The following is a 12,990-nucleotide window of genomic DNA, read 5'->3' as shown; positions in this document are numbered from 1 at the left end:
CAGCCGGAGGTGCATTTGCGGCCGAATGCGGTGGTGCCGTATAAGTCGGTGGCGGCGGTGATGGCCTCGGCGCAGCGGCTGGGGGTGACGAAGATTGGGATGGTGGGGAATGAGCAGTTCTTGAAGTGAGGATGAATGAGAGTATTTGATGGAATTAACCCTCTGATTTCTTCTCATTTTTCTCATCATGACACTGATGCTCAAGCTGAGCTTTGTACAACCCTGAAATAGCTTAGCCAGCGAAAATTATTATCATAACGCCCGATCATTTTATCGGGCGTTATGTTTTTCACTCTCTGAAAAATACATCGGCTGTCAAGGCAACGCCTCTGCCGGGTGCTGCGTTATGGCGTGTTGTACGTGGTATGTTTTCAACGATGTATCAATGCTTTTAATCGCTCCAAACCAACAGGTTCTTCTGCTTGCAAAGGAATGACTGCCCAGCGTGGCGCATACTTGTCAGCGACATCGTGCATCTGTGCCAGCTCATTGCGTGCGCGTTGCCGTAGCAAGCTTGAGCTGGGATGAGCCATGACCAGGCTGTTATTGATGATCCATGCCCAAGGCTCAATACCAGCACGGCGCAAGTCTTGCTGTAAACCAGCCGCTTCCAGCACTGGCGTGGTCTCAGCCAAGGTAACAATGATGACTTTGGTCTGATTCGGGTCTTGCAGTTGCATCATCGGCGTTGTGAAATGCACATTGGTATTGGCCATCTGCCTTTCGATTTCACGATGATAGGCACCAGTCGCGTCAAGCAAGAGCAGCGTGTGTCCGGTAGGTGCGGTGTCCATGACGACAAATTTCTTGCCTGCTTCCCGGATAATGCGTGAGAAGGCCTGAAATACGGCAATCTCTTCCGTGCAGGGTGAGCGCAGGTCTTCTGCCAGCAAGGCGCGGCCTTGTTCATCCAGGTGTTTGCCTTTTGTCTTCATGACTTCAGCACGATAGCGCTCTGTCTCAAGGTGTGGATCAATCCGACTGACAACCAGATTATCCAGTGTGCCATCCAGCGTTTCGATCAAGTGCGCAGCTGGATCAGACGTCGTCAAATGTACTGGATAACCACGACCAGCCAATTCTATGGCGATGGCTGCAGCAACCGTCGTTTTACCAACACCACCCTTGCCCATCGTCATGATCAAACCGTGGCCGCTACCAACAAGGCTACCAATCAGACTGGACAAACTGGGCACGACTGGAATTTCTAACGCAAGCGAATCTTCATGTTTGTAAAGCGGACTTTCTGGTGACAACAGTGCGCGCAGTGCCTCCAGACCGACCAGATTACGTGGCTGCAAAGGTAGATAATCTATCGGAGCGTTGCGCAGTATTTCAGGCATGGCAGACAGCGCAGACTGCTCACGCTTCCAAACGGCTGCAGCCAGTATGTCGTGTTCAACCTCATTTTCTGGAAGTACACCGTTGATGACAAGATACTGGTGTTTAAATCCTATATCGGCCAGCTCTTCGTGGGTGCGCGCTGCTTCGCGCAAGGTCGCGCTTTGGGCGCGTGCAACCAACACCATGCGCGTGCGCTGCGGATCAGACAACGCGGCAACGGCAGCATGATATTGCTCGCGTTGCTTTTCCAATCCTGCCAATGGCCCAAGGCAAGAGGCATCGCCTTTGCCCTCATCCAGAAAGCCCGACCACGCTCCAGGCAGTTGCAACATGCGTATGGTGTGGCCTGTAGGTGCAGTATCAAAAATGATGTGGTCAAAATTTTTCAGTATGACGGGATCCGTCAACAAGCCGGTGAACTCATCAAAGGCGGCGATCTCGGTCGTACACGCGCCAGACAATTGCTCTTCCATGCTCTTTACAACGGCATCCGGTAACGCACCACGTACTGGCCCGACAATGCGGTTGCGATAGGCTTGTGCTGCGGCCTGGGGATCAATTTCCATCGCCGACAAGTTGGCAACATCGGGTACCGGTGTGATGGCATTCCCGATTTGTATGCCAAATACTTGCCCGACATTGGACGCTGGGTCGGTGCTGACTATCAACACTCTTCGTTGTTGATCAGCAAGGTTGATTGCCGTTGCGCAAGCCAGCGAAGTTTTACCCACGCCACCTTTGCCGGTGAAGAATAAAAATTGTGGTGGTGTTGTCATAAAATACATAGAAATCCTTTGGTGTGAATCAGCGCCAACTTACTTCTCCAGCCTCAAGTAGTATGTGCGTTAAGACATATTAGGAAATATCAGGGCAAATTGGGGCATTTCAGATGCATACACGGACTGATCGTTTTTACAATCCTCAGCAGCATTAGCAATGCACTGCGTTTAAAAAACGAGTTGCAGCAGTCAATGGCAAGCTTCTCAACATACTGATAGCCGGATCAGACCTCTCATTTACTGCGTGTTGTGATTGAAAATATTGTCATTGCCTGATTTTACTTTACTTCGATATTTCCACCATTATAGAATCATGAATAAATATTGCTCAACTTTTGAACTACAGACAATGGAAACTAAAAAAGTATTATTAGCGTTGGCGGCATTGGCACAAGAGTCGCGCCTGGCGGTGTTCCGCTTGCTGGTACAGACCGGCCCTGAAGGCTTGGCGGCCAGCAAAATCAGCGAACAATTAGGCTTACCGCCATCATCACTGTCTTTCCATCTGAAAGAATTGTCACATGCAGATCTTGTCACATCACAACAGAACGGTCGCTTTATCATCTATTCGGCCAATATCAGCACAATGAACCAGATGTTGGGCTTTCTGACAGAGAACTGCTGCGGCGGTAATCCATGCACACCGGTACAGGCGCAGCAATGTGTTACCGCTGAATCATAAAGCACGGTATTTACTCTTCTTTACTCCTCTTGAATTTTTACACCGACCATCCGGAGAGCCGCATGAGCGACAAAATCTATACCGTTCTTTTTCTATGCACTGGTAATTCTGCACGCAGCATCATGGCAGAAGCCATGCTTAATGCGATGGGAAAAGGCCATTTCAAAGCCTATAGTGCGGGCAGCTATCCAACAGGCATTGTCAATCCGATGGCTATCGAGCAGATAGCACATGCGGGATTCGATACATCTGGCCTGCGCAGCAAGAGCTGGGATGAATTTGCTTTCGCGGATGCACCTCACATGGATTTTGTCATCACCGTCTGCGACAAGGCCGCCGGTGAAGTCTGCCCTTTCTGGCCAGGACAGCCGACGACTGCGCATTGGAGCTTTGAAGACCCCGCTGCAGTACACGGCTCAGAAGACGACATCCGCCACGCCTTTGCGCGTATCGGCCGCGAAATCAAAATGAGGCTGGACATATTGTTGAGTCTGCCTATCGATAAGTTGGAAAAACTCGCTTTGCAAAGAGAGCTCGATCAGATAGGGACGACCAAAGTATGAATATGGCACGTCGCTTGGTTTCTGAAGGTCTGGGTACCGCGTTCCTGCTGGCAGTGGTCGTGGGTTCCGGCATCATGGCAGAACGTCTGGCTGGCGGCAATGTTGCCATCGCGCTACTGGCAAATACGCTTGCTACAGGGGCCGGCCTGATTGCCCTGATACTGATGTTTGGCACCATATCGGGTGCGCACTTTAATCCTGTCGTGACACTCTCAGAATTTCTTCAAAAGAAAATGTCTGCCAGCGAAGTGCTGTCCTATATTCTGGTACAGGTACTGGGTGCTTTCGCAGGTGTTGCTGCGGCACATATCATGTTTGAAGATCCTCTGTTTTTTGCATCAGAACATGTGCGTACCGGCATATCACAATGGTGGAGTGAATTTGTCGCAACCTTCGGCCTGATCGCTGTCATCATCAGTTGTTCACGCAGTCGCCCTTCGGTAACTCCATTTGCCGTAGCAGCTTACATCACTGCCGCGTACTGGTTCACGTCGTCGACATCCTTTGCCAATCCGGCAGTCACGCTGGCTCGGGCTGCCAGTAATACGTTTGCTGGTATACGCCCCGCAGACACCACCGGTTTCATCATCGCTCAACTACTGGGGGCAGGCGTTGCAACGCTGATGTTTTGCTGGCTTTATCCAACTGCCGCCCAAGACACGCAGAGAAGCAATCCCACTGTTGGAACCGATGTTGCCGCTGATATCAACAACCAATAATGACTTTAAAAAAGTAAACATACGACGCATGACTATCACTATTTACCATAATCCCAAATGCGGCACATCGCGCAATACGCTGGCACTGATACGCAATACCGGTACAGAACCAGAAGTGATCGAATACCTGGTCAATCCGCCCAGCAGAGAGAAACTTCTGGAACTGATCGCGAGCATGGGTACGCCTGTGCGTGCGCTACTCCGCAAACAAGGCACTCCCTACGAAGAACTGAATCTGGATGCTCCTGATTGGACTGACGATGAGTTAATTGATTTCATGATGGCTCATCCTATGTTGATCAATCGCCCTATCGTCGTGACATCGATGGGAACACGCCTCTGCCGTCCTTCCGAAGTCGTGCTGGATATCCTCCCCTTGCCACAACTGGGCGAATTGACGAAAGAGGATGGCGAGAAAGTCATCGACAAGGAGGGCAAACGTGTCAACAACGCTGCCTGATTTGCCAAGTCTGCATGCTGAGCTGTTCAAAGTGCCTGAACCAGCCAGACTCAGACCAACAGAAGCATCGATTCATGCACCCCGGTTCCTGCTGCTGTACGGCTCTTTGCGGGAACGTTCCTACAGCAAACTGTTAACGCTGGAAGCCGCTCGTTTGCTTGAAGCGATGGGCGGCGAGGTGCAGATATTTGATCCGCATGGCTTGCCACTGCCGGATGAAGCACCAGATACACATCCCAAGGTCGTAGAATTACGCACGCTGGCGCAATGGGCAGAAGGCATGGTCTGGACTTCACCAGAGCGCCACGGCGCCATGACAGGGATCATGAAAGCACAGATAGACTGGATTCCACTCTCTGTCGGTGCGGTTCGTCCTACTCAGGGAAAAACGCTGGCAGTGATGGAAGTGTCTGGCGGTTCACAATCCTTTAATGCCGTCAATCAACTGCGCATACTGGGTCGCTGGATGCGCATGATCACCATCCCCAATCAATCATCTGTCGCCAAAGCGTTTCTGGAATTTGATGATGCTGGCCGCATGAAACCATCGGCCTACTATGATCGCGTGGTTGACGTTATGGAAGAACTGATGAAGTTCACACTGCTGACCCGTGATATTTCGCCTTACCTTGTCGATCGCTATAGCGAACGTAAAGAATCAGCAGAAGAATTATCTAAACGTGTTAATCAAAAATCCATCTGATGCTTTGCTTGTTGCTACTTGTGAGGCAAAAAATCGGCACAAGAAACAACAAATCATTTGCTTACAAACTTGATCTAACGCAAAAAACCCTGGTGGAGGTGCTAAGAGTGGCGGCAACAGCATAGAATCATGAGATAAACACCTCACTCTGGAAGGGTCGTCGTTTCATGTTACCAGCGTATATCACTCATAAAGATTGCATCCGGCACGACATGGGAAATCAACATCCCGAAAGCCCGGAAAGAATTGGCGCCGTCAACGATCAGTTACTAATCAAAGGACTGCTCGACTATATGGAGTCCTACGATGCACCGCTGGTCAGCGTGGAGCAGTTATGCAGAGCACACGATGCCGATTATGTGCAGGCGTTTACCCGGATTGCCGCGAATGTGCCGGAAGATGGATATACGCAAATTGACCCAGATACCCGCATCAACCCTTATTCCTATCTGGCAGCATTGCGCGCTGCAGGTGCTGCGGTCATGGCAACCGATCTCGTTGCCAGCGGCAAAGCGCCTGTCGCCTTTTGCAATATACGCCCTCCGGGTCATCACGCAGAGCGTGCTGCCGCAGGTGGATTCTGTTTTTTTAACAATGTGGCGGTTGGTATCCGCCATGCGATTGACTGTTATGGGCTGGACAGAGTCGCGCTGGTAGACTTTGATGTACACCACGGCAATGGCAGTGAAGATATCCTCTGCAATGACTCACGTGTATTGATGTGTTCCAGTTTTGAGAAAGATTTATATCCGTTTTGTGGGGATATTCCCAAAGGCAGCAATATGGTCAATGTGAGCCTGCCGACACGTTCCGGCAGTCAGGCATTCCGCGAAGCGATTGCTCTTCGCTGGTTACCAGCGCTGGAAGCATTTAAGCCCCAGATGATTTTTATCTCTGCCGGATTTGATGGGCATCGCGAGGATGATATGGGCAATCTGGGACTCGTTGAAGCAGACTTTGCATGGGTGACTCAACAGATTGTGGATATCGCCAACAGATATTCCCAAGGACGCATTGTTTCCTGCCTTGAAGGTGGCTACGAACTCTCCCCATTGGGACGCAGCGCAGCAGCACATGTCAGGGTACTGATCGGCGCCGACTGACACCAGCCATCGGCTCATGACTCTTTGCTCGTCGCTTATTGCACCACATTCATCACGGATCACCCTATGGATAAACATTATCTGTCAGCCTTATTTTCTCCCCGGTCGATTGTCGTTTTTGCCGGAGAACCTGATCTGCCTGAACAACAAACAAGTATGGCCAAGGTATTGACCGAGCAACTGAACAATACTGGTTTTAAAGGCAATATCGCCTATCTGAGTATCAGCATGACAGGTACTCTCGGGGATCTGGCTTCGTCGCGTGCTGACCTGGCGATTATCGCTCTGCCGACCACCCAACTGAGTGACGCGCTTGAGGTCGTGGGGCGCATACAATGCAAAGCGGCGATTATCCTCTCGCATGGTGTGGATGCCACGCTGGCAAATACATTGCATCAGATCGCCAAACAACACGGTATCTATTTGCTAGGTCCCAATTGCATGGGATTTCAGCGCCCCAAAGATTTACTGAACGCCAGCGCGCTGGGACGACTTGCCCGGCCTGGTGGCATCGCCATCGTATCGCAATCTGCCGCACTGGCCAGCTCAGTGCTGGACTGGTCAAGCAAAAGCGGCGTCGGTTTCTCGGCAGTGATTTCCCTTGGTGCCAACACTGCTGTCGATGTCGCTCAGGTACTGGATTATCTGGCAGAAGACAGACATACGCAAAGTATCATCGTGTATCTGGAAGGCATACGCAATGCGCGGCGATTCATGAGTTCGCTGCGTGCAGCGGCGAATGCCAAGCCGGTGATTGTCCTGAAAGCAGGACGCAAACCTGAGGGCTCCAGTATGGCATTGACCCATTCTGGCAATATTGTCGGCAGTGATGCTATTTTTGATGCTGCTTTGCAAAGAGCGGGGGCTGTTCGCGTGCACTCGCTGGTGCAGCTATTTGCGGCAGCCAAATGCTTATCGGCACGCTACTTGCCAGTGGGCAGACGTTTGGCCATTATTTCCAATGGTGGTGGCCCAGCAGTGCTGGCAGCAGATGCCGTCAATGAATTCGGTTTGCAATTGGCACTTCTGCCAAGCGCTGCGGCTACTCAACTTGCCACACAGTTATCGCCACTGGCTTCTGTAAAAGACATCCTTGATCTTGGACAGGAAGCAGATGCAGAACAGTTCCGTGCTGCGATCAAAGCTTGTGCCCAAACCAGCGATGTCGATGGCATTCTGGTCATCCTGTCTCCCACGCCGGGTATAGATACTGGCACCATTGCTCAGGCGCTGGCTGATGAGCAACCTGGAGTCGGCAAACCTTTAATCAGTTGCTGGATGGGGGATGAACAAGTCGCAGATGCCCGTACTATCCTGTACCGCTCAGGCATTCCGAGTTTCCGTACTCCAGAAGCAGCCGTTGATGCATTTCATCATATTTCGCTGTTCCATCAGAATCAGCAATTATTAAGACAGGTGCCAACGCCTTTAACACAACTCGCTAAACCTGATCTGGAAGGTGCGCGCATACTGATAGAAAGTGTGCTGGCAGAACGTCGCAAGATACTGACTGAAATGGAATCCAAGGCATTACTGTCGGCATTTCATATCCCCGTCACCAAAACAATTCTGGCGCGTTCGGCAACAGAAGCCATGTTAGTCGCCAATCAACTGACTTATCCGGTAGCGCTGAAAATCGATTCGGCAGATATTACGCACAAATCAGATGTACAAGGTGTCGTGCTGGATGTTCATAATGCTGCCGGTGTCAGGGATACCTGGCAAGACATGTTGGCGACCGTTACCCGTCTGCGCCCAGATGCCAAAATCAATGGCGTGACTGTGCAGAATATGTCGGGGAAACCGTATGGACGTGAGCTGTTTATCGGCGTCACAACGGATGAGCTCTTCGGTCCGGTCATTTCATTTGGTGCCGGAGGCGTCATGATTGATCTGATTACCGACCGCTCTACAGAATTACCACCACTCAATCTGTTTCTGGCACAGAGGCTGATCGATAAAGTACGTTCCGCAGAAATGTTGGGGGCTTGGCGTGGCGCAGCACCGGTCAATCGGGATGCGCTGGAACAAATTTTATTGCGCGTCTCCGAAATGGTGTGTGCACTGCCTCAACTGCGCGAAATGGATATTAATCCCGTGATTGTCGATGAGTATGGCGCAGTCGTCGTGGATGCCCGCATCGTGGTTGATCATGCTCCTGCTGAACCTGGCAATTATCAGCATTTGGCAATCTCGCCTTACCCTTCAGACAAGGAAACCGAATGGCCGCTACGGGACGGTAGCCGCTACATCGTACGCCCATTACATCCGCATGATGCAGAAATGCTGCAAGAACTGGTACGGGGCTTATCGCCAGAAAGTCGCTACTTCCGGTTTGTCTCCTCTATGCGGGAATTATCCGATCGCATGTTGGCAAAATTCACGCTGATTGACTACGATCGCGAGATGGCGTTGGTCGCCATTTATCCCCAACGCAGCGTCGACGAACACGGCAATATTCACGAAACTGAACGTATTATTGGTGTCTCACGTTATGTCACCAACCCGGATAAAAGCACCTGCGAATTTTCCTTGTTGATCGCAGATGAGTTCAACGGGCAAGGCTTGGGATCACGCATGATGCTATCGATCATTGATGTAGCACGCAGCCGCGGCCTAAGCCATATCGAGGGACTGGTACTGAGCAATAATAGCGGCATGTTACGCTTAATGCGCAGCCTTGAATTCAAGATACTCTCCTACGAGGAAGATCCAGACTTCAGGCTTTGTGTTAAATCACTCTAAAAAGATGCAGTGGCTTCACTGCATCTTTTTAACCAGTACTCGCGCAAAATTGTCCCAGCAGATCATGGCGATGCGGGCCGTACTTGTTTGTACAGGCTTGTAACGTCATGAGCAGCCAGCATGACGCCGGGACAGTGTTACATCCATCTTGTTAAGATAAGTCGGTCAATATTGCACAGCAATTTCCCTGATATGGCCACATAGTGTATCAACGCCTCCCACTTGCCTTATTATATTGCTCAAGATAATCTGGCTGGTAGCAATACACATCGCCGATCTGCCTGATCTGCCTGATCTGCAAATTCATACAACTGATATTCAATCTATTCAAACACTCAAAATAGTGGCGGCCTGAGTGTTGCAAGCATCCCTGTTACCCCTCAATTTATTGAGGCGATCGACCTCTACCTGATGGCAAATATCAAAGGTCACGTCCGCTTATTAGAGTCTGTTTTCAATACAGAAAAGAAATCTGATATGGTTTTTTAAGCGTATTCTGATTCTGTTTTTTCGTCAGTTTACAGCGCAAAATCGGATCACCGGACTGATACAGAACATCCATCAATTCTTCAAATCACATGGCGGTAGACTGACAGGGAGATTGACTGTGGCGATATCGCTTCCCGATCATTGTGTATCAATATATGCATGCAATCTACGCGTGAAGAGCATGTTCAAGATCAGCATTCGGATTACTTTCCCTTGAATATCTCTGGCCAATTCATAAGGAAAGCTCTTATGCAATATTTTCTTGAAAGCTTGCCATGCATCATGCGGATCCCAAAGTATCGATTATTCATATGTACCAGTCATTCGATGACATTTACGTGCGCGAAACGCGCGGATTTTATACTCGCTGGCGCTGGATCTTCGTCTATCTGACGCAATTATTTTTTTATGGCTTACCCTGGCTCACCTGGAATCATCGTCAAGCTGTTCTGTTTGATCTGACTGCTAGAAAATTTTACTTGTTTGGCCTGGTGCTATGGCCGCAGGATTTTATCTATCTCGCCTTACTGTTAATTATTTGCGCTTACACTCTGTTTCTGTTCACCGCCATTGTGGGTCGGGTATGGTGTGGATTTGCCTGCCCACAAACGGTGTATACCGAGATTTTTATGTGGGTAGAAAGAAAGATCGAAGGTACTCGTAGCGCCAGAATACGGCTCGACCGGGATACTCTTTCGGTCAATAAAATATTCAAAAAATTGACCAAACATAGTATCTGGCTGCTCATTTCTATTTGGACGGGATTTACTTTTGTTGGATATTTCACAGAAATACATACACTGATGAAAGAAATCCTGATGCAGTCAACTGGCCCATGGGAAACATTCTGGATTGGATTTTACGGTCTGGCTACTTATGGCAATGCTGGCTGGATGCGCGAGCAAATCTGTCGCTACTTATGTCCATACGCACGTTTTCAAGGTTCAATGCTCGATGCCGATTCGCTGATTGTCAGTTACGATCAACAGCGCGGTGAACCTCGTCAGCCGTTCAACAAAAATGCAGGACAATTAACACCACAAACATCGTGTATAGACTGCTCGCTCTGCGTTCAGGTATGTCCAACAGGTATTGATATCAGAAATGGCTTACAACATGATTGCATCGGATGTGCTGCATGTATTGATGCTTGTGATTCTGTCATGGATAAAATTCATGCACCTCGCGGACTGATACGTTTCAGTACAGAAAATGCACTGAAAAACGCTTTATCTCCGAAACAAATTAAACAACGTATGTTACGCCCGCGTGTGCTGATCTATAGTTTTATCCTATTCGCCATATTGATCTCTTTTACCAGCGCAATCTCAATGCATATGCCGCTAAAAATGAATATCATCCGCGACAGAAATAATTCAAGCCGCGGCTTTAATCCGGCTATTGTCAGCAATGTTTATCGGCTTCACATCATGAATAGTGATGAAAAAATGCATCAATATATGCTGGCTATATCTGGCATTGATGGTGCATCTATACGCACATCTGAAGTATTAGAGCTGCATGCAACCGAATCCCGCACAATCCCTGTCACGGTCAGCGCACTAAAAGAAAATGTGCATCATGGTGCGAACAAAATCAGTTTTACACTGAAGGCAATTGATGACGAACGAATTTATGTTGAAGAAAAAAGCAGTTTTTTTTCTCAATAAATATGAGCACTCCAGAATACTGAATATGGCATCGCCTGCCATGTGTTCCACATTCAATCAGGGTAAGCAATGAAACGCTATGAAATACTTGCTGAAGATATCGCTCAGGCGATACGGAGTAATGTGCTCAAATATGGAGACCGATTACCCTCAGTGAGACAAACCAGTTCAAGCCGGGGAGTAAGCGCATCAACTGTATTTCAAGCCTATTATTTACTCGAAGCTTGGGGACTCATACGCGCCAGAGAGCGCTCTGGCTATTACGTGATCAATTCATCTCATCACTTGCCTCCAGAACCGGAAATGCATGTGAATAGCAGCCCTGATTCAATTTCAATTAATGTCAGCGATCTTATCTTCAACATTCTGGAGTCTGTGCGTAAACGTGAGGTTGTTCCTTTAGGCTCAGCATTCCCGAGTCCAATGCTGTATCCGTTCGACAAACTCGCACGCTCTATATCGTCCAGCATTCAACATATCGATCCATGGAGCACGGTAGACGATCTGACACCAGGCAATAGCAATTTACGCAGGCAAATCGCATTACGTTATCTCGCTGAAGGGATGCATATTCATACCGACGACATCATCATTACCAATGGCGCGTTGGATGCATTAAATCTCTGCCTGTTTGCTGTAGCGCGCCCCGGCGATGCCGTTATCGTTGAGACACCCACATTCTATGGCGCACTACAGGCACTTGAACGCATGGGGGTCAAAGCAATAGAAGTATCAACACATCCACGCGAAGGTATCGATCTCAAAGCACTAAAGGAAGCATTAGATAGGCATCATCCAAAAGCATGTTGGTTAATGACTAATTTTCAAAATCCGTTAGGAAGTTTAATGAGCGAGGCGAAAAAAAGGGACTTAGTGGCATTACTGACCGAATATGATGTACCACTGATTGAAGATGATGTGTACGGTGAGCTGTATTTTGGTACTAAAAAACCCTTACCCGCGAAAGCATTTGATACCAATGGTATCGTCATGCATTGTTCTTCTTTTTCAAAATCGCTGGCACCCGGTTATCGTATAGGATGGGCAATTCCTGGAAGATATACGCAATCCGTTGCAAGACAAAAAATAACTTCTACGCTATCTGCACCAATCCCATTGCAGGAAGGATTAGCCAATTATCTGAGTAAAGGTGGATATGACCGACACTTACGACAACTACGACATCGTCTGTCTGTACATCAAACAAACGTCATGAACGCAATTGGAAAATACTTCCCAAAAGGAACATTGGCAACACGCCCTGAAGGTGGCTATTTTTTATGGCTAGAATTACCCCATCAGGTCAACACCTTACAATTACACCAACAGGCATTATCGTTAGGCATCAGCATCGCACCAGGTTCTATGTTTTCTGCCAATCAAAAATACAGCCACTGCCTGCGCATTAATTATGGACACCCAGACGAAAAACGTAGCGAGGATTCATTACGAATACTTGGGCAACTCTGCCACACTCAAAATCTGACTTACTAAGAAGATATAGCACACTGATCATTCTTCGAGGTACCTCCTCAGCCTAAAGCTAAATATCAAGTACAAAAAGAAGAGATAAGACGAAACTGAAGAGCCACAGAGCTTTCCTCATATTAAAGCGGGCATGGCCTTCTAAAAGGAGACCGGGAGCAGAATCCATTGCAGGGCGCTGGAATTATTTTTCTGGCGCTGCATGGCCGTGAGGAGAGCGAAGAGGAGTCTGTAAAAGCAAAACCCCC

11 protein-coding genes are annotated in these 12,990 nt (G+C 48.7%); 10 read left to right on the top strand and 1 reads right to left on the bottom strand.

Going from position 1 to position 12,990, the window contains the following annotated elements:
* Window positions 1-129: ExbD/TolR family protein (locus ACO0LB_RS19990; protein ID WP_370527135.1), on the top strand; the 129-nt coding region annotated here is incomplete at its 5' end.
* 242 nt (window positions 130-371) lie between these two features.
* Here the strand turns inward: ACO0LB_RS19990 and arsA are convergent.
* Window positions 372-2,129, bottom strand: coding sequence for an arsenical pump-driving ATPase (gene arsA, locus ACO0LB_RS19985; RefSeq protein WP_423052360.1), 1,758 nt, complete (start codon window positions 2,127-2,129; stop codon window positions 372-374).
* A 343-nt stretch (window positions 2,130-2,472) separates the two neighbouring features.
* Between arsA and ACO0LB_RS19980 the strand changes: the two genes are divergently transcribed.
* The 9 genes from ACO0LB_RS19980 (at window position 2,473) to ACO0LB_RS19940 (ending at window position 12,751) form a co-directional block, all read left to right on the top strand.
* Entirely contained in the window at window positions 2,473-2,805 is a 333-nt protein-coding gene (locus tag ACO0LB_RS19980; protein ID WP_423052358.1) for an ArsR/SmtB family transcription factor, read from the top strand.
* A gap of 62 nt (window positions 2,806-2,867) precedes the next feature.
* Window positions 2,868-3,368 (top strand): arsenate reductase ArsC, encoded by a 501-nt coding sequence (locus ACO0LB_RS19975; RefSeq protein WP_423052356.1) that lies wholly within the window; start codon window positions 2,868-2,870, stop codon window positions 3,366-3,368.
* Window positions 3,365-4,087 (top strand): MIP/aquaporin family protein, encoded by a 723-nt coding sequence (locus ACO0LB_RS19970; RefSeq protein ID WP_423052354.1) that lies wholly within the window; start codon window positions 3,365-3,367, stop codon window positions 4,085-4,087. Before ACO0LB_RS19975 ends, ACO0LB_RS19970 begins: the two co-directional genes overlap by 4 nt.
* 28 nt (window positions 4,088-4,115) lie before the next feature.
* Window positions 4,116-4,547 (top strand): arsenate reductase (glutaredoxin), encoded by a 432-nt coding sequence (gene arsC / locus ACO0LB_RS19965; protein ID WP_423052351.1) that lies wholly within the window; start codon window positions 4,116-4,118, stop codon window positions 4,545-4,547.
* Window positions 4,495-5,250, top strand: coding sequence for an arsenical resistance protein ArsH (arsH, locus tag ACO0LB_RS19960; protein ID WP_423052349.1), 756 nt, complete (start codon window positions 4,495-4,497; stop codon window positions 5,248-5,250). The genes arsC and arsH overlap by 53 nt, the downstream gene beginning before the upstream one ends.
* Window positions 5,251-5,417: 167 nt before the next feature.
* On the top strand, window positions 5,418-6,353 hold the full coding sequence (locus ACO0LB_RS19955; protein ID WP_423052347.1) for a histone deacetylase family protein: 936 nt from the start codon (window positions 5,418-5,420) through the stop codon (window positions 6,351-6,353).
* 66 nt (window positions 6,354-6,419) lie between these two features.
* On the top strand, window positions 6,420-9,098 hold the full coding sequence (locus ACO0LB_RS19950) for a bifunctional acetate--CoA ligase family protein/GNAT family N-acetyltransferase (RefSeq protein ID WP_423052345.1): 2,679 nt from the start codon (window positions 6,420-6,422) through the stop codon (window positions 9,096-9,098).
* An 827-nt stretch (window positions 9,099-9,925) separates the two neighbouring features.
* Complete coding sequence (ccoG, locus tag ACO0LB_RS19945; protein WP_423052343.1) at window positions 9,926-11,257, top strand: cytochrome c oxidase accessory protein CcoG; 1,332 nt, start codon at window positions 9,926-9,928, stop codon at window positions 11,255-11,257.
* 69 nt (window positions 11,258-11,326) lie between these two features.
* Window positions 11,327-12,751, top strand: a complete 1,425-nt coding sequence (locus tag ACO0LB_RS19940; RefSeq protein ID WP_423052341.1) for a PLP-dependent aminotransferase family protein — start codon at window positions 11,327-11,329, stop codon at window positions 12,749-12,751.
* Window positions 12,752-12,990 lie beyond the last annotated feature (239 nt).

Source organism: Undibacterium sp. SXout7W, assembly GCF_049339385.1.
In the GTDB taxonomy this organism is placed as follows: Bacteria; Pseudomonadota; Gammaproteobacteria; order Burkholderiales; family Burkholderiaceae_D; genus Undibacterium.
This window is presented reverse-complemented; position numbering and strand designations above follow the sequence as displayed.